The 19,038-nt window shown below is 59.8% G+C and carries 14 protein-coding genes; 7 read left to right on the top strand and 7 right to left on the bottom strand.

The genetic code is table 11. The annotated features are described in order from the left end of the window. The first annotated feature begins 106 nt into the window (after positions 1 to 106). The gene (ygfZ, locus tag AB4N73_RS01760) at positions 107 to 1,048 is read left to right on the top strand and encodes a CAF17-like 4Fe-4S cluster assembly/insertion protein YgfZ (protein ID WP_236167977.1); all 942 of its coding nucleotides are present in this window, start codon (positions 107 to 109) and stop codon (positions 1,046 to 1,048) included. A 34-nt stretch (positions 1,049 to 1,082) separates the two neighbouring features. Further along, positions 1,083 to 1,904 (top strand): HDOD domain-containing protein, encoded by an 822-nt coding sequence (locus AB4N73_RS01755; protein WP_041478868.1) that lies wholly within the window; start codon positions 1,083 to 1,085, stop codon positions 1,902 to 1,904. Positions 1,905 to 2,061: 157 nt separating this feature from the next. Here the strand turns inward: AB4N73_RS01755 and AB4N73_RS01750 are convergent, their stop codons facing one another. Both AB4N73_RS01750 and AB4N73_RS01745 read right to left on the bottom strand, forming a co-directional pair. Continuing rightward, entirely contained in the window at positions 2,062 to 3,447 is a 1,386-nt protein-coding gene (locus tag AB4N73_RS01750; protein WP_039760888.1) for a sensor histidine kinase, read from the bottom strand. Beyond that, positions 3,440 to 4,111 (bottom strand): response regulator, encoded by a 672-nt coding sequence (locus tag AB4N73_RS01745; protein WP_024011992.1) that lies wholly within the window; start codon positions 4,109 to 4,111, stop codon positions 3,440 to 3,442. The genes AB4N73_RS01750 and AB4N73_RS01745 overlap by 8 nt, the downstream gene beginning before the upstream one ends. 445 nt (positions 4,112 to 4,556) lie before the next feature. Here AB4N73_RS01745 and AB4N73_RS01740 point away from each other — a divergent pair, with 445 nt between their 5' ends. Genes AB4N73_RS01740 through AB4N73_RS01725 form a run of 4 tightly spaced genes read left to right on the top strand, consistent with a single transcriptional unit; the run spans position 4,557 to position 8,591 of the window. Continuing rightward, positions 4,557 to 5,534, top strand: coding sequence for a Bug family tripartite tricarboxylate transporter substrate binding protein (locus tag AB4N73_RS01740; protein ID WP_016771275.1), 978 nt, complete (start codon positions 4,557 to 4,559; stop codon positions 5,532 to 5,534). Between the two features lie 55 nt (positions 5,535 to 5,589). Further along, positions 5,590 to 6,048 carry a tripartite tricarboxylate transporter TctB family protein gene (locus AB4N73_RS01735; RefSeq protein ID WP_016771276.1) on the top strand — a complete coding sequence of 153 codons (459 nt, stop codon included), beginning with the start codon at positions 5,590 to 5,592 and terminating at the stop codon, positions 6,046 to 6,048. Position 6,049: 1 nt separating this feature from the next. Further along, positions 6,050 to 7,564, top strand: coding sequence for a tripartite tricarboxylate transporter permease (locus AB4N73_RS01730; RefSeq protein WP_460142864.1), 1,515 nt, complete (start codon positions 6,050 to 6,052; stop codon positions 7,562 to 7,564). After that, entirely contained in the window at positions 7,557 to 8,591 is a 1,035-nt protein-coding gene (locus tag AB4N73_RS01725) for an AbrB family transcriptional regulator (RefSeq protein ID WP_056783516.1), read from the top strand. The genes AB4N73_RS01730 and AB4N73_RS01725 overlap by 8 nt, the downstream gene beginning before the upstream one ends. A gap of 119 nt (positions 8,592 to 8,710) precedes the next feature. Here AB4N73_RS01725 and ung read toward each other — a convergent pair whose 3' ends face one another. Then, positions 8,711 to 9,403 (bottom strand): uracil-DNA glycosylase, encoded by a 693-nt coding sequence (ung, locus tag AB4N73_RS01720; RefSeq protein WP_252877641.1) that lies wholly within the window; start codon positions 9,401 to 9,403, stop codon positions 8,711 to 8,713. A 131-nt stretch (positions 9,404 to 9,534) separates the two neighbouring features. On the opposite strand from ung, the gene AB4N73_RS01715 reads away from it, so the two are divergent. Continuing rightward, positions 9,535 to 10,647 carry an enoyl-CoA hydratase/isomerase family protein gene (locus AB4N73_RS01715; protein WP_460142863.1) on the top strand — a complete coding sequence of 371 codons (1,113 nt, stop codon included), beginning with the start codon at positions 9,535 to 9,537 and terminating at the stop codon, positions 10,645 to 10,647. A gap of 64 nt (positions 10,648 to 10,711) precedes the next feature. On the opposite strand, the gene AB4N73_RS01710 is transcribed toward AB4N73_RS01715, so the two are convergent. From AB4N73_RS01710 to AB4N73_RS01695, 4 genes are all read right to left on the bottom strand, one after another. Next, a complete protein-coding gene (locus AB4N73_RS01710) occupies positions 10,712 to 16,243 on the bottom strand; it encodes a calcium-binding protein (protein ID WP_460142862.1) in 5,532 nt (1,843 codons plus the stop codon). 2 nt (positions 16,244 to 16,245) lie between these two features. After that, the gene (locus AB4N73_RS01705) at positions 16,246 to 17,100 is read right to left on the bottom strand and encodes a hypothetical protein (RefSeq protein ID WP_217852417.1); all 855 of its coding nucleotides are present in this window, start codon (positions 17,098 to 17,100) and stop codon (positions 16,246 to 16,248) included. A 1-nt stretch (position 17,101) separates the two neighbouring features. Then, positions 17,102 to 18,346 (bottom strand): glycosyltransferase family 4 protein, encoded by a 1,245-nt coding sequence (locus AB4N73_RS01700; RefSeq protein WP_252868941.1) that lies wholly within the window; start codon positions 18,344 to 18,346, stop codon positions 17,102 to 17,104. Between the two features lie 196 nt (positions 18,347 to 18,542). Next, a complete protein-coding gene (locus AB4N73_RS01695; protein ID WP_039760873.1) occupies positions 18,543 to 18,947 on the bottom strand; it encodes a hypothetical protein in 405 nt (134 codons plus the stop codon). Between the last annotated feature and the right edge of the window lie 91 nt (positions 18,948 to 19,038).

Raw genomic sequence — 19,038 nt, 5'->3', positions numbered from 1 at the left:
GGCCGCACAGTCGGCTTTGGTCGGGCACCCGTGATCCTTTATCAACTACCCATTTCAACCCTGCCCCCTTATGATGTGCCCCAGTCTATTTACCCTGCGATGACCCATGGCCGATTCTGCTTTTTTCTGCACCCTGTCTCATGAAGGCGTACTCGCGGTTCGCGGTGCGGACGCCGGAAAATTCCTGCAAGGCCAGTTGACCTGCAATATCAATTACCTGAGCGACACCCGCGCCAGCCTCGGCGCCCGCTGCACACAGAAAGGCCGGATGCAGTCGAGCTTCCGCATCCTGCTTGAAGGTGACGGCGTGGTGATGGCGATGGCCAGCGAGCTGCTCGAACCGCAACTGGCCGACCTGAAAAAGTACGCGGTGTTCTCCAAATCGAAACTGACCGACGAAAGCGCCGCCTGGGTGCGCTTCGGTCTGGCGCATGGCGACGTAGCCCTGACCAGCCTCGGTCTGGCACTGCCCGCCGAAACCGACAGCGTTGTGCGCCATGAAGGCCTGATCGCAATTCGCGTTTCGCCCGAGCGCGCCGAACTCTGGGTGCCTGCCGCTCAGGCGCCAAACATTCAAAGCCGACTGTCCGCCACGCTGGCTGAGGGCGAACTGAATCAATGGCTGCTGGGCCAGATCCGCGCCGGTATCGGCCAGGTCATGCCTTCCACCCGCGAGCTGTTTATCCCGCAGATGCTCAATCTGCAGGCGGTCGGCGGCGTGAGTTTCAAGAAAGGCTGCTACACCGGCCAGGAAATCGTCGCGCGCATGCAGTACCTGGGCAAACTCAAGCGGCGCCTGTACCGCCTGCGCCTCGACGCGGCCGAGTTGCCGGAGCCCGGCACTCAGTTGTTCGCGCCCAGCCACAACAGCTCGATCGGCGAAGTGGTGCTGGCGGCCGATGCCGAGGGAAACATTGAACTCCTGGCCGTGTTGCAGGCCGAAGCTGCCGAAGCCGGTGATTTGCGTCTGGGCGCCCTCGAAGGCCCCGCGTTGCACGTGCTCGACCTGCCTTACGAACTGGATCGCGACCGCGAAATCCAGCGTTGATCGCAGCATTGTTGCAACACCCTAGAGAGTCCAAATGAGCGAACTGGCGGAAAAGGTCCAACAGGATTTGGTTGCGGCCATCGATAACGATGACCTGGTTCTGCCAACGTTGCCGGAAGTGGCCCTGCAGATTCGCAAGGCCGCCGAGGATCCGGAAATCAGCGTCAGCGATCTGAGCAAAGTCATCGGCCGCGACACCGCGCTGTCGGCGCGCCTGATCAAAGTGGTCAACAGTCCGCTGCTGCGCGCTGCCCAGGAAGTCACCGACCTGCACACCGCCATCACCCGTTTGGGCATCAACTACAGCAGCAACCTGGCGATCGGTCTGGTGATGGAGCAGATCTTCAATGCCCGCTCCGAAGTGGTCGAACAGAAGATGCGCGAAGTCTGGCGCAGCAGTCTGGAAATCGCTGGCGTCAGCTATGCCCTGTGTCGTCGTCACACTCAGCTCAAACCCGATCAGGCGGCACTCGGCGGGCTGGTGCATCAGATTGGCGTGCTGCCGATTCTGACTTACGCCGAAGACCACAATGAACTGCTCTCCGATGCGGTCAGCCTGACCCATGTGATCGAGCAGATTCACCCATTGCTCGGCGAGAAATTGCTGCGGGTCTGGGAGTTTCCCGAGCGCCTGGTGCATTTGCCATTGCTGTATCAAGACTTCAGCCGCGACTCGACGCGCATCGATTACGTCGATGTCGTGCAGGTGGCCAATTTGTATTGCCGCAAGGACACCGATCATCCGTTTGCGCGGATTGATCCGCTCAGTGTGCCGGCGTTCAGGAAGCTGGGGATTGACCCGGAGAACAAGCAATTTTGCGCGGATCTGGAAGAATCGCGGTCGATGTTCTACTGACCTGCGGTGAGGGGATTTATCCCCGCTGGGTTGCGAAGCGACCCTGAACTCTGCGACCCGGTTTTTTCCAGATAGATTGTGATCGCTGAACTGCGACTGCTGCGCAGCCGAGCGGGGATAAATCCCCTCACCACAAAAACTCCTCGCCACAAAAGTATCACCCGGCAATAAAACTGACCCGCACCTTCAACCCTGCCTGCTCGCCATCATGCAGGGTGATCTGCGCCAGATGCGCACGACAAATCTCGCCGACAATCGCCAAGCCCAGACCTGAACCGGCGACCTGCTGATTACGCCGGTAAAACCGCTCGAACACCCGATCGCGCTCATGCAGCGGGATCCCGGGCCCGTCGTCCTCAACCTCAAGCACCGCCGGCGCCGTCACCCGCAAAATCACATTGCCGCCTGGTGGCGTATGCGCCAGCGCGTTGTCGACCAGATTGCTCAACAGTTCATTGAGCAGCGTCGGCTCACCGCGCAGCCACACCGGTTCATCCGCTTCAAGCGCCAGCGCCACGCCGCGCTTGTGCGCCAAAGGCGCCATAGCCATGCCCAGCTCTCGGGCCAACTGGCTCAGATCGAGCAACTGCGCGCCGCCCTCGGCAATCGCCCGCGCACCGTTTTCGACCCGGGCCAGCGACAGCAGCTGATTGGCCAGATGGGTCAGGCGATCGGTGCTTTGTGCGGATGATTCCAGCGTGGTGCGCCAAGTCTCCGGCTCGTTCGAGCGCAGGCCCAATTCCAGCCGAGCTTTCAGTGCCGCCAACGGCGTGCGCAACTCGTGAGCGGCATCGGCGATGAACTGCGCCTGCCGCTCGAACTGGCCGCGTAGCCTTTCGGTGAAATGATTGAGCGCGCGGACCAAGGGTCCCAGTTCATGCTGCACTTCCACCAGCGGCAGCGGCCGCAAGTCGTCGGGCTGGCGTTCCTCAACAGCGGTTCTTAACCGCTCCAGCGGCCGCAACGCCGCACTCACCGCGAACCACACCAGCAGCAATGCACCCACGGCCAGCATGCCCAGGCGCAGCAACGTATCGGCCGCCAGACTGCGCGCCATGCTGACCCGCGCTTCGTCGGTTTCAGCCACGCGGATCTCCGCCATGCCGTTCATGTTCGGCTCGCTTACGGCCTTGAGCAGGCTGACCACACGCACGTTCTGGCCGTTGTACTTCGCGTTGTAAAAGCGCGCGAGCGCCGGATAGCTGTCGGTGCGCGGCGTGCCGGGCGGTGGCCCGGGAAGATTTTCGTAGCCGGAAATCAGCTTCTGGTGAATGTCGTTGACCTGGTAATAGATGCGCCCGGCGCTGTCGTAGGCGAAGGTGTCCAGCGCCACGTAAGGCACATCGGCGCTGAGGCTGCCATCACGCTGCGACAACCCGGCAGCGATGGTGCGTGCCGAGGCCAGCAGCGTGCGGTCATACGCGGTGTCGGCGGCCTCGCGACCGTTCCAGTAAGCGCTCAAACCACTGGCGAGCATCAGCACCACCAGCAACCATCCAAGGTTCCACAGCAACCGCCAGCGCAGGCTGCTGGGCTTATGCATCGCGGCTTTCCAGCAGATAGCCGAGGCCACGGAAGGTGACGATGGCCACGGGCTGGCCATCGAGCTTCTTGCGCAAGCGGTGCACGTAGATTTCGATGGCGTCGGGGCTGGCTTCTTCGTCGAGGCCGAACACCTGCGCGGCCAGTTGCTCTTTGCTCATTACTCGCCCCGGCCGCGCGATCAACGCTTCCAGGACAGCTTGCTCGCGCGACGTGAGGGTCAGCAGTTCGTCGCCGAGGGTGAAGCGCCTTGTGTCGAGGTCGTAAGCCAGCACACCACAGCGCTGCTGACGCTCGCCGCCCAGGACACTGCGGCGCAGCAAGGCTTTGACCCGCGCTTCCAGTTCCGTCAATTCGAACGGCTTGGCCAGGTAGTCGTCAGCACCGAGATTGAGGCCATGCACGCGATCTTTCACGTCACTACGCGCGGTCAGCATCAACACCGGCAGGTTCTTGCCCCGTGCACGCAGCCGCGCCAGCACCTCGAAACCGTCCATGCGCGGCAGGCCGACGTCGAGGATCGCCACGGCGTATTCCTCACTGCCCAGCGCCAGGTCGGCGGCCACGCCATCGTGCAACACATCCACCGTCAGACCGGTGCTCTTGAGCGCCTGAGCCACGCTTTCGGCCAGTTGCAAATGGTCTTCGACGAGCAGGACACGCATGGATTTTTACCTCGTTCAGGGTTGGCCGACGCCACGCTTTGTCGCGGAGTTTACAGCCGCAACCGCCGCTGTGAAGCCCGAAAAACCGTGAAAGACAATTGAAAGGTTGTTGAAAGGTTAGCCGGTTAGAGTCGGCCCACGGACAGTTTCGACTGTCGCCGCTGCCGCCACACAGCGCAACGCAAAACGCCATGAAGCGTTTTCGACTCATAAGAACAATAACGGAGTACCCCAGCATGCCCTCCATGCGCACCAAGGCTGTAATGCCTGCTCGCCTTGCTCGATTCCACCGTTGCACCGTCGGCTTCTCGCCGCAGTCCTGTTTCCCCTCCGTTGTTTCAGTCGTTGCGCGCGCGCCGCGAGAAAACTGCGCCTGCCGCTAGGTTTTCGCGTTGCCCTTTGGTCATTCGGTCCATCCATAACAACAACTCCTCTGGAGACTCAAATGAACGTATCACTGCGTAAAGTTGCTCTCGCCGCTGGCGCGATGCTGTTTGCCGGCCAACTCATGGCCGAGCCGAAACGTCCGGAATGCATCGCCCCCGCCTCCCCCGGCGGTGGTTTCGACCTGACCTGCAAACTGGTGCAGAGCGCACTGGTCAACCAGAAGCTGTTGAGCAAACCGATGCGCGTGACCTACATGCCCGGCGGTGTCGGCGCGGTGGCGTACAACGCAGTAGTGGCGCAACGTCCGGCAGATGCCGGCACGCTGGTGGCGTGGTCGAGCGGTTCGCTGTTGAACCTGGCCCAGGGCAAGTTCGGCCGCTTCGATGAAACCAACGTGCGCTGGCTCGCGGCCGTCGGCACCAGCTACGGCGCCATCGCGGTGAAAAGCGATTCGCCCTACAAGACCCTCGACGATCTCGTTCAAGCACTGAAGAAAGATCCAGGCTCGGTGGTTATCGGCTCCGGCGGCACCGTCGGCAGCCAGGACTGGATGCAGACCGCACTGATCGCCAAGGCTGCCGGGATCAACCCGCGCGAACTGCGTTACGTGGCACTCGAAGGCGGTGGTGAAATCGCCACGGCCCTGCTCGGCGGCCACATCCAGGTCGGCAGTACCGACATCTCCGACTCCATGCCGCACATCCAGAGCGGCGACATGCGTCTGCTCGCGGTGTTCTCGGACAAGCGTCTCGACGAACCGGAAATGAAAGACATCCCGACCGCTCGCGAGCAAGGCTATGACATCGTCTGGCCGGTCGTGCGTGGCTTCTACCTCGGGCCAAAAGTCAGCGATGAAGACTACGCCTGGTGGAAAGACGCGTTCGACAAACTGCTGGCTTCCGACGAGTTCGCCAAGCTGCGCGATCAGCGTGAGCTGTTCCCGTTCGCCATGACCGGCCCGGAACTGGACACCTACGTGAAGAAGCAGGTCGCCGACTACAAAGTGCTGGCCAAAGAGTTCGGCCTGATCCAGTGATCGTCTCTGTCTAGTGGCTGCGTCTCCTACGCGGGAACGCAGCACAGGAGCTCCCATGCTTATTCAACGCATTTTCGCCTCGGTGTTACTGCTGGTGTGTGCCGGCCTGGCACTGATGGCGTGGCCGTACCAAGCGGCTTTTTCCTATGAACCGGTCGGCCCGCGCGCCTTTCCGCTGCTGATGCTCGGCCTGATGGGGCTGGCGCTGCTGTACATGGTGTTTCGCCCGGCGCCGATCAAACACAACCCGGATGAGCCGCCGCTGGATCGCGAAACCCTGACCAAGATCGGTCTGTGCGTGGTGTTGTTGCTGGTGTTTGCCGGCACCTTCGAACCCCTTGGCTTCATCGTGGCCAGCATCATTACCGGCGTACCGATGGCCCGTCTCTATGGCGGCCGCTGGCTGCCGAGCGTGGTGATCATCAGCCTGATGGCGGTTGGTCTCTATCTGCTGTTCGATCGCTTGATGGATGTTCCGCTGCCCCTCGGCCTGCTCAGCGTCCTGGAGAACTGATATGGATACCCTTGGCTATTTGGGTCAGGGCTTCGGCGTCGCGCTGAGCCCGTACAACCTGGTGACCGCACTGTGCGGCACCCTGATCGGCACCGTCGTCGGCCTGCTGCCGGGCCTCGGTCCGATCAACGGCGTGGCGTTGCTGATTCCGATCGCGTTCGCACTCGGCCTGCCGCCGGAGTCGGCGTTGATCCTGCTCGCGGCGGTGTATCTGGGCTGCGAATACGGCGGCCGGATCAGCTCGATCCTGCTGAACATTCCGGGTGAAGCCTCGACTGTAATGACCACCCTCGACGGCTACCCGATGGCCCGCAAAGGCATGGCCGGTGTGGCACTGTCGCTGTCGGCGTGGAGTTCGTTCATCGGCGCGTTCATCGCCACCTGCGGCATGGTGCTGTTTGCGCCGCTGCTGGCGAAATGGGCGATTGCCTTCGGACCGGCGGAATACTTCGTGTTGATGGTGTTCGCGATTGTCTGTCTCGGCGGCATGGCTGGTGATCGACCGCTGAAGACCTTTATTGCGGCGCTGATCGGTCTGTTCCTTTCCACCGTCGGCATCGACGCCAACAGTGGCGTGTACCGTTTCACCGGCGACAACATTCACCTGACCGACGGCATCCAGTTCGTCGTGCTGGTGCTGGGTCTGTTCTCGATCAGCGAAATCCTTCTGCTGCTGGAAAAGACCCACCACGGCCAGGAAGCGATGAAAGCCACCGGCCGGATGATGTTCAACTTCAAGGAAGCGGCGTCGGTTTTCGTCGTCAACGTGCGCTGCGGCGTGCTCGGTTTCATCATGGGCGTGCTGCCCGGTGCCGGCGCAACGCTCGCCAGTGCCGTGGCCTACATGACCGAGAAGCGCATCGCTGGCACCAGCGGCAAATTCGGTGAAGGTGATCCGCGTGGTCTGGCCGCGCCGGAGACCGCGATCGGCGGCGCGGCGTGCGGCGCTCTCGTTCCGATGCTGACCCTCGGCGTTCCGGGTTCGGGCACCACCGCGGTGATGATCGGCGCGCTGTCGCTGTACAACATCACCCCGGGCCCACTGCTGTTCCAACAGCAACCGGACATCGTCTGGGGTCTGATCGCGTCGTTGTTCATCGCCAACGTGATGCTGGTGATCCTCAACATCCCGATGATCCGCGTATTCACCCGCATCCTCGCCGTGCCGAACTGGGCGCTGGTGCCGATCATCGCGATCATCACCGGGATCGGCGTTTACGCGGTGCACGCGACCACCTTCGATCTGTTCCTGATGATCGGTATCGGCATCTTCGGTTACATCCTGCGCAAGCTGGATTTCCCGCTGTCGCCACTGCTGCTGGGCTTCATCCTCGGTGGCCTGATGGAGCAGAACCTGCGTCGCGCGCTGTCGATCTCCAATGGCGCGCTGGAGATTCTCTGGTCGAGTCCGATCACCTTCGGTTGCTGGATCCTCACCGCGATCATGCTGCTGATGCCGCTGATTCGCATCTGGCGTAAACGTTCGGCGGCACGGCGCGTCATTGCCGATGTTTGATCGCTTGTCCCTGAAAGCCTGGTGGGGCACCCCGCTGGTCGGTCTGCTTGGCGGTTTCATCGCCAGTCAGATCGGCTGGCCGCTACCGTGGATGGTCGGCTCGTTGCTGGCGATCATCCTGGTGCGCTGCCTGACGCCGTGGCAACTGGCGGAAATCCCTGGCGGGCGCAAGTGCGGCCAGTGGATCGTCGGCATCGGTATCGGCCTGCACTTCACCCCGCTGGTGATGGAACAGGTGCTCAGTCATTTCGGATTGATCTTCTTCGGTGCATTGGTCACCAGCCTGTCGGCGGTGGTCGGCGTGTGGCTGATGCGCCGCACCGGCGAGGATCGCGCCACGGCTTTTTTCTCAAGCATGCCCGGTGGTTCCGGGGAGATGGTCAACCTCGGCGCGCGTAACGGTGCACTGCTCAGCCATGTCGCGGCCGGGCAGAGTCTGCGGGTGTTGGTGGTGGTGTTGTGCGTGCCGGCGGCGTTCAAGTATCTGCTCGGTGACGGCACGCCGATTTCTCACGCCGGCAGTGTCGATTGGCGCTGGCTGGCGATTCTGTTTCCGGCGGGCGCCCTGCTGGCCTGGCTCTGGCAGCGTCTGCGCCAACCCAATCCATGGCTGTTCGGGCCATTACTGGTCAGTGCGGCGGTGAGCATTACGTGGGATCTGCACATCGGTTTGCCCAATGGCGGCAGTCAGATCGGCCAATGGCTGATTGGCAGCGGTCTGGGCTGTCACTTCAATCGGCAGTTCTTCCGCCGCGCGCCGTCGTTCATGGGCCGGACGTTGATCGGCACGGCGCTGACCATGTTGATCGCGTCGCTGGCGGCGCTGGGCTTGAGTGCATTGACCCATCTGGATCTGCGTTCGCTGACCCTGGGCATGATGCCGGGCGGGATCGCCGAGATGAGCCTGACGGCGGAGACCCTGCAACTGTCGGTGCCGCTGGTGACGGCGATGCAGGTGATGCGGCTGTTGTTTGTGCTGTTTCTGGCGGAGCCGTTGTTCAAGTACTGGAATCGTCATCCCGCCTAAGTCTGCGAGATCGGGTCGCTCTTTTCGCGAGCAGGCTCGCTCCCACAGGGGGTTTGTGGCTTGCACACAATTCCTGTGGGAGCGAGCCTGCTCGCGAAGGGGCCAACCCGGTCGACACATCAAATCGGTGGCAAGCGCCAGTCGATCGGCGTTTCGCCATTCTGTTCGAGAAACTTGTTGGTCCGGCTGAAATGCCCACAGCCCAAAAACCCGCGATAGGCCGACAACGGCGACGGATGCACCGAGGTCAGCACCAGGTGCTTGGTCGCGTCGATCAGCTTCTGCTTGCTCTGCGCATGGGCGCCCCAGAGCATGAACACCAGATGCGGCTGCCGCTCGCTGACCACCTCAATGATGCGGTCGGTGAAGTGTTGCCAGCCCTTGTCCTTGTGCGCGTTGGCGTTGGCGCGCTCAACCGTCATGGTGGTGTTGAGCAGCAGCACGCCCTGTTCGGCCCAGCTCTGCAGGTAGCCGTGGTTGGGAATGTCGATATTGAGGTCGCGTTTCAGCTCTTTATAGATGTTGACCAGCGACGGCGGCGCCGGCACGCCCGGTTGCACCGAGAAACACAGACCGTGGGCCTGGCCCGGGCCGTGGTACGGGTCTTGGCCGAGGATCACCACTTTCACCTTGTCCAGCGGCGTTGAGTTCAGTGCGTTGAAAATCAGCGGTCCCGGCGGATAGATCTCCTTGCCGGCTGCCCGCTCCTGCTGCAGAAAGCTGCGCAACTCTGCCATGTAAGGCTGGTCGAACTCAGCACGCAGTGCCTCCTTCCAGCTCGGTTCGAGTTTGATACGGTCGTCAGCAGTCATGGTCATTTCCGGCAAAAACAATGGGGCGAACCCTAGGAAAGCCGACCACGCTTGTCAATTGATCTGACGCAGATCCGGCACTTTCCCCATAGCGATCATACTGATCGCTCAAATTTCCGATCGAGGTCACGATGAATCTGCACTTCGAAGAACTTACCGGCACCGACGGCGCACGCATCGGCATCGCCAGCCTGGATGCCGAAAAATCGTTGAACGCGCTGTCACTGTCGATGATCAACGCCCTCAGCGACAAATTGAACGCCTGGGCCAATGACCCGCAAATCGTCTGCGTGCTGCTGCGCGGCAACGGCGCCAAAGCCTTCTGCGCCGGCGGTGAGGTGCGCAGCCTGGTCGAAGCCTGCCGCGCTCACCCCGGCGAAGTCCCGCCGTTGGCCGCGCAGTTTTTCAGCGCGGAATATCGCCTCGATTACAGCCTGCATACCTATCCCAAGCCGCTGATCTGCTGGGGTCACGGTTATGTGCTCGGTGGCGGCATGGGCCTGTTGCAGGGCGCCAGCACGCGGATCGTCACGCCGAGCAGCCGTCTGGCGATGCCGGAAATCACTATTGGACTGTATCCGGACGTCGGCGCCAGTTGGTTTCTCGCCCGATTGCCGGGCAAGCTCGGCTTGTTTCTCGGCCTGACCGGCGCGCACATCAACGGCCGTGATGCGCTGGATCTGGATCTGGCCGATCGCTTCCTGCTCGACGAACAGCAACCGCAATTGATCGAAGGCCTGCTGCAATTGAACTGGCAGGAACAGACCGCCATGCAGCTCAACAGCCTGCTCAAGGCTCTGCAGCAGGAAGCACTTGAGCAAATGCCCGAAGCGCAGTGGCTGCCGCGTCGTCAGCAGATCGACGAACTGCTCGATGTCAGCGACGTAGCCTGCGCGTGGAAAGCCATCAGCCTGCACCGCGACAGCAGCGATCCATTGATCGCCCGTGCGGCGAAAACCATGACCGAGGGCTCGCCACTGACCGCGCATCTGGTCTGGGAACAGATCAGCCGCGCGCGGCACATGTCGCTGGCCGAAGTTTTCCAGATGGAATACACCCTGAGCCTCAATTGCTGCCGTCATCCGGAATTCAGCGAAGGCGTGCGTGCACGGTTGATCGACAAGGATCAGAAGCCGCACTGGCACTGGCCGGACATCAATAACGTGCCGGATGCGGTGGTCGAGGCGCACTTTCATAAGGTCTGGGAGGGACGGCATCCGTTGGCGGATCTGACCCAGTATTGAAGTGGCGCGAGGCCCGCGATGGCGACTGGATTGCCTTCGCGGGCCGGCTCAATCGGTCGTCTTGTCAGACATTCAGTCCGTAGAACTCAATGAATTCCTTCATGGCCCGCTGCGCTTCATCGTCGCCCTTTATCAAAATGTCTTCGACATCTCTCAGTGGCGGAAGCGGGTGCAGACGTTCAGCAATTTGCCTTGCGCTGTAGTCTTGAATCGCTGTTCCTTCGCTGACTCTTATGAAGCCAATAGCGCTTTCACCTTCGGCAAAATGACTGGAAACCCGGATTTTCGGTGCCATGCCGTAGTCGACCACGATCGCCAGATCATCACGCTCACGGTGAAACTTCAGGTTGTCGATCGTCAGCCTGCGTTCGGAAAAATCGATCCCGTCCAGGCCGCCTCCGTTGTTGATGATTACGTCCCTGCCGAGGCCATCGTATCGGTAGATATCATTTCCAGCACCGCCGGTCAGCGTGTCATTGCCCGGCCCACCCACCAGCAGATCATCACCGAGGCTGCCCGTGAGCACGTCATTCCCGTGCATGCCTCGGATCTCCCCCGCGCCGCTTATCGTGTCGTTGCCGCGACCGCCCACGAGTGGCAGCGCTCGTTCGTCTCGCAAGGAAGTTGAACGGGTGGGATGGTTGACGATGACACCCGTATGAGAAGTCTCGGGCGCAGGTCCCAGCTGACTTGATTCCAGGAGCTGCTTCAAACTTGCGACCGACCCATCGGCGAACTTGACGAGCTCAATACCGGCGCCCTCAAGTTCACCGCTGTGGGGCCAGACGATGCGGACTTTCTGTGTCCCGCCCCATTGGATATCGAGTGTCGGATGAAGCATTTTCGCTCTCGGCGGGTTGCGGTAAGCCCCGCGACCCGGGTTGGGTTCCAGCTCGACATGAGTGGTCTCTATCAGCGCAGCACCCCAGCTCAATTGCAGTGCATCGCGCTGCGCATCTGCTGGAAGAACGACCGTGTCCTCATCGATCAGTCCGTACTCGTCTTTCCACTCCGCTGCGCCAACTTCTGCGCGGTGGAAAACAGGGTTCGGCACATCCGCAATCGTGGTGGTCGCTGCGGCGTACGCTTGCACGATGTAGGTGTCGGCGCCGTCTTCGCCGTAAAGCCAGTCATCCCCTGCCCCGCTGACCAGATAGTCGGCGCCCTCGGCGCCCAGCAAGGTATCGTCACCTGCACCTGCGGATAAAAACGCGCCCGGTGTTCTGTCGCCGACAGTGCCGTAGTCAAGTGGGGAGCCTGCATAAGCGACGATCAGATCATCACCCGCGCCGCCGTGGAAAACGTTTTCCACTTCGACGTTGACTCGCCCGCCGGCATCGTCGCCATGGACGATTTTGCGTTTGATCGTTTCAGTTGTGACATCCCAGCGAAACGCCTTGGGCACTGTTGCGCCCGAACTGAAGCTTGCCGCCGGATAGACGTACCAGCCTTCAAGCGCGCCGGATTCCTTTCGGTCCTCAACCAATACGTCGCCCGAATTGAATGAAAACCCGTTGGCCGAGCCGGATCGATAATAGCGAAGCGCCTGACTTGAAGAGGCTGTCGCTCCCTCGGATTTCACCTGTTTATTTTCGACACGGGTTGTGGTTGTCGACTGCCTTTCACTGACCACGGCGTGCCCTGCATCAACCTTCATCCATGGCGGCGTTTCAGACAGTGCTCCCGCTCCGACGCTGCCATCGATCAGCTCGGTGTGAGTGGTGTAACCGGTGTCGCTGGTAGTGATATGGCTGCGCACCCAGACGCCTTGCTCATTCAAGGTAAAACCTGTGGCGTGTCTGCGGGCGGAGCGTTTTGACTTGATTTGCGCGAGGAACTCATCGGTCCAGTTCACCGTTTGAACAGATGCCACTGGGCCTTGCGCCGCAGCGGTCACATCATCTGGCTTCACCGGATCCGCAACTTTGCTTTCAGGGGTTGCCGGGGCGGTGACAAGTTCTGGTACGGGTGATTCGGCCGTCTCTATCGGTGGCAATGTTTTGCGCAGGACATCTGCGTAATCCAGTACCACGCCGTCGCTGAAATGGAATGTGGAATCCTTCCACCGCTCGTGATTCTTGATGAGTATTGCGTCGCCCGTGCCATTGGCCAGTCGCAACACCGTGCCGACGGTAACTTCGATAACGTCGGCCTTCAGGCTTTGCGCGCAAAACCCTGCACCGAACCTGATGATGTTGCGGCCGCCGGCATCGGTGACGATATCCAGGCCGTCGCCAGCGCCGAAATAGTAGATGTCAGCGCCATCCATGCCATCCAGCACGTCAGCACCGGGACCGCCATCAAACACGTTGTCGCCAGAATCGCCGCGAAGGTAGTCCGTCCCTTCCCCGCCCAGCAAGGTGTCGTTGCCAGCGCCTCCGAGCAGCGTGTCGTTGCCTGAGCCACCGTGCAGATAATCGGCATTCTGCTCGGCCTCAGCGCTGTTTTCGTAATCGCCGGCAAGAATGTCGTCACCCGCGCCGCCGTACAGCGTGTCGGCACCGAAACCACCCTGTAACGTATCGTTTCCTTCACCGCCCTGAAGCACGTCATTGTTGCTTCCGCCCGGTTGCAGGTCAGATACGTCGCCATCGAGAAAATCAGCCCCTGCGCCACCCGTCAGCGTATCCGCGCCACCCATGCCTCGCAGGGTGTCGTCCCCCGCACCGCCATCAAGAAAGTCGTTACCGTGATAACGAACAGAATGCTCAGGGCTATCGCCGATCAGATCGTCATGGCCTTCGCCGCCGAAGAGCAGATCATCGCCACCGCCGCCCCAGAGCGTGTCATCGCCGAGGCCACCGTCCAGCAGATCATCGCCAAAAAAATGCGCGGCATCGCCTTCGACGCCGTCCAGTACGCCGTCATCACCCTGCAAAATGTCGTTGCCAGGGCCGCCATACAAAGCGTCGCTGCCACCGTTACCGCCGAGTGAATCATCACCACTGCCGCCGTCCAGCACATCGTTGCCATGGTGTCTGCTGGGCAGGCCACCGCCCCAATCGAGGTTGTCACCAAGCATCACGTCGTTGCCGCTGCCACCGGCCAGGGTGTCGTTACCTTGATCGCCTTTGAGAAAATCGTCGTCAGCTCCGCCGTCAAGCAGGTCCTCCCCCCAGCCGCCGTCGATAAAGTCCTTGCCACCCTGCCCGTACAGCACGTCGTCACCGCCCTCGGACGCACTGTTTATCGAGGCCTTTGAAAAGACCGTTCGGTGACTGGTCACACCGCCAGCAATAGTGACGGTAGCGTGTTTGACCGCCCAACCCTGCTCCAGCGCACCGGTGGTTTCGTCTCCGGATAACACATCGTCGCCAGCACCACCGATCAAGGTATCCCGGTCATTGCCACCGAGCAGAACATCTCGGGATGCCGTACCGATAAGCAAATCGTCACCTTGCCCGCCGTCGAGCCAGTCTCCGCGATTCGCCTTGCCCTTGGCGTCACCGTCGGCCATAGCTTTTTCGAGCGTCGTCTGCTTGTCGCCGAATAACCGATCGTCTCCAGCCTTGCCAAACAATCGATCAGAACCGCCCAGGCCGAGAATGACATCGTCTGCGGCGGAACCGTAAAGTACGTCGGCCTTGTTGCGCTGTTTGACCTTGGGCAGCAGCACCACGTTGCCCAGCTCATCAAAGGAGGGCTGATCGCCGGGGACAGTGGGATCGGCGTCTTTGGCTTTCCAGTCGCCCTGAAGCGTCAAATCCGCAGCAGTGAGCGGCTGCCCCTCGTATTCAGGGAGGCGGATGCCAAGCATCCCGGGCTGGAAGTTTTTGATCACCACCAGATCGCCCTGGCCGTATTTGATGTTGAGGGTGTTTTCAACAAGCGCCAGGGTGATGGACCGATCCTCGGTAGACCAGATGTTGCTCAGAGGCGCGCGGCGTTTGAGTGCGGGAATCGGTGCGCCGTTGATCCACAGCTGCCCATCGGCGTTGGCATCAAGAATCTCGTCGAGGCCATCGCCGCTGGCGAATTCATAACGGTCGTTGCCTTCGCCCCCGATCAAGGAGTCGTTACCCTTTCCTCCGATCAGAACATCGTCACCGGCCATCCCGTACAACTCATCATTGCCGTCACCTCCGGTTAGCGAGTCATTGCCGTGACCACCTTCAATTACATCGTGACCGGCCATCCCATCGATTGAGTCATTGCCCTCGCCGCAATACAGATGATCGGCATTGGCGCCACCGGCGAAAGATCGCCCGCCGTCATCACCGAACATGGCCAACGAGTTCAGCACTCCGGTGGTCATCGGCGCCTGTTTGCCGGAGGCGAGATCGGAGTAGGAAAACTGCTGCAGCGAGTGTTCGCCAAACGAGCCTTGGGTTCGGGCAATCAAACGGGCGAGCATCTGCGCACGGTCCGCCAGCCACTGCGCGGTGATAAAGCCTTCGCCAGTGTGCGGATCGTAAAGCTCGAGGTTGCGGTCGGGATAACCGTCGGCTCGCTCTATGACGACTTCACTGAGTTGCTGCAAAGAGTTGCGCAACGCCAGACCGAGCGGCGTCGCCTCGCCTGCCAGTTTTGCCCATGCATTGGCATTGCCGAACTCGCCTATTGTCCGGGTGACGATGCTTTGCGACTGCTCTGGGGAGAATGCCGAGAAGAAGGCGTAAGCATTGCTGGCGAAGGTGTCGTTGGTGGTGGGTGTGGCAGCAGAATCGCCGTCGTGAGTGCGCTTGAACATGTCGAGAAATTCGTTCTGGCCGTAGCGCAAGATCAGCTCGACCACGGCGGCAACAGGCGTGCCTTTGACTACATGCTGAATCAGCGGATTCACACTGCCACTGGCCAGCGCGATGTTGATTTGCTCGGGTACGACCGATAGCAGACTTTGCAGTGGATTGACGCCGAAATTACTGATCGCCGCTCGCAGGCCGACGCTGTAGGCGTCGATGGCGAAGAGAATGTTTTTATAGTCGTCGAGCCGGTTGGGTTTTGCCTGAGTGGGTGGGCCGCCATCTTCCGCATCCGGGTCGCCCGCAGAGATCAGTCTCCACGTTTCATAGGGAGGTTTACCGCCCAACAGGCTGAATCCGACTGTTCCAGACCAACCGGAGTTACGTTTCACGGCGGTGTCGTCCTCCCCGCAAACCTCCTTGAACAGGGCCTCGCCAATCGCGCTGGCGTCGATTTCTGCGATCTGGCTGATTGACGGAACGGTCCAGGGTGCCAGTTGACCGGCAAGGGATCCGTTGATCAGGGTATTGATGAAGTTGACGGCAACCTGGTTGGATGAAAGCTGCATCAGGTCTTCACTGAAAATTGTATTCAGTCTCAGTTCACCCTGGCGGGAGGTGTAACCACGAATCAGGGCAGAGTAGGCACCGTTTCCACCGTTGGCATCAATGGCCACGGCAAGCCAGAGTCTGGCGCTTTTCAGCACTTCTCCGGCCTCTTTATCGGCAGTTACAACGTCAGAAACTTTTTCACCAATAATATCGAATAGCTTTTGGTACAGGGGGGCGCAGCTTGCCCCTGCTATTTTCAGCGCATCGTACTGAATTTGTTTTGAGCTCAGCCTCATTCCTTTGCAAATATTAGCCGCGTTGAAAATCTCTGATTTTTCCATGTCGCTAAAAACATAACTCATTGTTACTTCCTTGTAATAACAGCCCGTGAAAGATAACCACTGAGATACTTGAGCATCTCAGGTGCTTCGCGTAATGACGCTAATCCGAGTTTTACGCCACCGTGCCCACCAGCGAAGTCGAAGTTATCCAGATTGATAGCGCAGAAGAAATTCAGTTTGCCGAAATCAAGATTTTCCAATTCAGTTCTGCTGAACCTTGCCAGTTTCTCGTCAGTCAGCTTTTCCTCCGAAGCCGGGCGAATCAAGCCGTCACAGTTGATCAACCGAGGGGTTCCATCTCGCCGCGGCCAGCCAGTAATGACAAACGTTCTAACCGAATCTTCATTCTTGAAATGCGGCGGAGGTGCATCGAGCCAAATCTCCAGCCCCGGATAATTCTTTAGTTTCACAATCAACTCATCCGGCCAGTTGACGTGCCGATAACCCCGCTCATGGGGTTCGGTGGTTTCTTTCCTGGTAAAAAGTCCGGCGTTCAATTTATAGAGCCGCCAACTTTTGGGGATCGACTCTGCGCGCTGATCCTGGTACCGGTGCAGCCCCGTCCCGGTCCACCAGAAAAGCCCCTTCAGAGCAATCGCCAGACACGCTTTCTTGTTGACCATTTCAGGCATGCCTACGTAAAACTCAGGGACCAGCGTCTTATCTATATAGGCGCCGCCTAATATCGGCACTTGCTGCATGCTCGCCAGCTTGTTCTGGCAAGCTTTCTCGTTTGCCTGGTGAATAGCCGCCGACTCGGCAGTTTGTTCTTTGCGAATATAAAATTCCGCTACGCAGTAACAGACATAAAAGAACAATCCATACTTCAACAACCTTTTAAACCACTTGATCGCCTGCTTACGCGACTTCCTGGACATTTCAAACCTCCCGCTCAAACTGCGGAACGGTTGGTATGTCGCTATGCCCGGATATCGCGCTTGCAAAAACCTCAAAATATTGGCTCACGCCCGATTCCACACTGAACCGACCTGCCGTCAACTTCGCGGCGCTGGCAAGACCACCGTACTCACCTGCCGACTTCAAAACCTTGCTTACACTTCTGGCAATTTCTTGATGGTCAAAGAAATCCACCAATATTCCATTAGCCCCCTCGACAATGACTTCCCTTACCGGAGCCGTATCCGACGCAACAACCACACAACCGGACGCCATCGCCTCCAGTAACGACCACGACAAGACAAACGGATACGTCAAATAGACATGAACTTTCGAACACTGCAGAACCGCTCGATAAGTCTGGTAGGGAAGTTTCCCTGTGAAATGCACTCTGGAGTGATCGAAACTGACCTCCGCCTCCATCCTGCTGCGCCAATCCGGGTACCCGACCGGCTTACTCCCATAACTGACACCGTCACCGCCAACCACGATGATCTGCGCATCGGGGCACTCGGCCTGAATAAGCGGGATCGCTCGCATGAAACTGTGAAAGCCGCGATAAGGCTCAAGGTTTCTGGCGACATAGGTAACGATCGGCTGTCCGGCTTTGAGCTCGATTCCATTGGGCAATCTGACTGCCCCGACTTTCGCCAAGTCAGCACGTTGAATCACACCTTCGTGAATGACCCGAATCGCCGACCGGTAAGCGGCCGGAAACAGGCTGCGCTGCCACTGCGTGGGCGCGATTGCGATATCGCATTGTTGAAGATTCAACAGATGCAGCGAGTTGAGCACTCGCAGCCGTGACGACTCCCTTGCGGCTCGGCGGAATTCAGGGTCGAACCCGCAATCGGCGCCCTGCGCTCGATAGTAATACTCGCAATAGTGAATCAGCGGCGTATCGGCATAGACGTCCTTGGCAAACAGCGTCTCTCCCCATCCGGGATGACCAAGAATCACGTCTGGCTGATAGCCCGAACGTTTCAGCCTGCCCAGGATTTCAAAAACTTTCTGCCCGTCGATCACCGCTTGTTCGTAGCGGATCAGATACGGGTGAATATTGCCGGGCGCTCGGCTGGTCGCTCGATATCGATGGATTTCCACACCGGCGACGCCCGGTGCAGTGTCCCGACCTACCGCCATAACCTCATCACCGCGCTCCAGCGCCGCCAGCACCACATGACGGAACTGACCCGGAAAATTTTGGTGAATAACCAGAAGCTTCATAGCGCTAAACGTCCATTTTTCGCCGCTATCGAGCTGAGGATTGCTCGCCTCGTTCGGCATCCACGAACGCTAACAAACGCCACGAAATGAAACTGTAGGACGCTTCCGGGAATCTCCTAGGAGATGGCCAACGGAACAACTTTTCGCCGGGCAAAAAAAAGCGGCGCTTGATGCGCCGCTTGTTCATTGCAGAGATTTACCAGCGGTTGCCACGGCCGTTGTAGTCACGCCGACCGCTGTGGCGATCATAGTTGCCGCGACCGCGGTGGTCATTGTCCCAACCGCCGCGACGGTGGCCGTCCCAGCGTCCGCGATCATTGCCGTGCCAGCGACGGCTTTCGTAGTAACGCGGGGCCGGTTGGTAGTGCCGCGGCGCCTGGTAATAACGTGGTTGCTGGTAGTAACGCGGCGCTGGCTGGTAGTAGCGCGGCTGGGTGTAATAGGTGCCGCCGCTGCGGTAATAGGAGCCGCCACCGCTGTAATAGGCCGGTGCGGGTGATGTGTAGACCTCTGACCTGTAGTAGCTGTCTCCATAGGAATAAGGAACGCATCCGCCAAGGGAAAAAAGCATCACGGCAAGCAGTACGATTCGGCGATACATGGCGGCCTCCTGGACCGCGGGTTGGCCACACCAGCGACGCTGGCAGGCGACCGTCAGCAATTGCGTGACTGTCGAAGAATCAGACAGCGGT

It is taken from the genome of Pseudomonas sp. S3_B08 (genome assembly GCF_054667725.1).
Note: the sequence above shows the minus strand (reverse complement) of the source record. Positions and strands in the feature narration are given on the sequence as shown.

What these genes read in the sequence shown, in the direction of transcription:
- AB4N73_RS01755 (WP_041478868.1), top strand. Translation starts at nt 1,083, where the DNA reads ATGAGCGAACTGGCGGAAAAGGTCCAACAGGATTTGGTTGCGGCCATC.
- AB4N73_RS01715 (WP_460142863.1), top strand. Translation starts at nt 9,535, where the DNA reads ATGAATCTGCACTTCGAAGAACTTACCGGCACCGACGGCGCACGCATC.
- AB4N73_RS01725 (WP_056783516.1), top strand. Translation starts at nt 7,557, where the DNA reads ATGTTTGATCGCTTGTCCCTGAAAGCCTGGTGGGGCACCCCGCTGGTC.
- ygfZ (WP_236167977.1), top strand. Translation starts at nt 107, where the DNA reads ATGGCCGATTCTGCTTTTTTCTGCACCCTGTCTCATGAAGGCGTACTC.
- ung (WP_252877641.1), bottom strand. Translation starts at nt 9,403, where the DNA reads ATGACTGCTGACGACCGTATCAAACTCGAACCGAGCTGGAAGGAGGCA.
- AB4N73_RS01750 (WP_039760888.1), bottom strand. Translation starts at nt 3,447, where the DNA reads ATGCATAAGCCCAGCAGCCTGCGCTGGCGGTTGCTGTGGAACCTTGGA.
- AB4N73_RS01740 (WP_016771275.1), top strand. Translation starts at nt 4,557, where the DNA reads ATGAACGTATCACTGCGTAAAGTTGCTCTCGCCGCTGGCGCGATGCTG.
- AB4N73_RS01700 (WP_252868941.1), bottom strand. Translation starts at nt 18,346, where the DNA reads ATGAAGCTTCTGGTTATTCACCAAAATTTTCCGGGTCAGTTCCGTCAT.
- AB4N73_RS01695 (WP_039760873.1), bottom strand. Translation starts at nt 18,947, where the DNA reads ATGTATCGCCGAATCGTACTGCTTGCCGTGATGCTTTTTTCCCTTGGC.
- AB4N73_RS01730 (WP_460142864.1), top strand. Translation starts at nt 6,050, where the DNA reads ATGGATACCCTTGGCTATTTGGGTCAGGGCTTCGGCGTCGCGCTGAGC.
- AB4N73_RS01745 (WP_024011992.1), bottom strand. Translation starts at nt 4,111, where the DNA reads ATGCGTGTCCTGCTCGTCGAAGACCATTTGCAACTGGCCGAAAGCGTG.
- AB4N73_RS01735 (WP_016771276.1), top strand. Translation starts at nt 5,590, where the DNA reads ATGCTTATTCAACGCATTTTCGCCTCGGTGTTACTGCTGGTGTGTGCC.
- AB4N73_RS01710 (WP_460142862.1), bottom strand. Translation starts at nt 16,243, where the DNA reads ATGAGTTATGTTTTTAGCGACATGGAAAAATCAGAGATTTTCAACGCG.
- AB4N73_RS01705 (WP_217852417.1), bottom strand. Translation starts at nt 17,100, where the DNA reads ATGTCCAGGAAGTCGCGTAAGCAGGCGATCAAGTGGTTTAAAAGGTTG.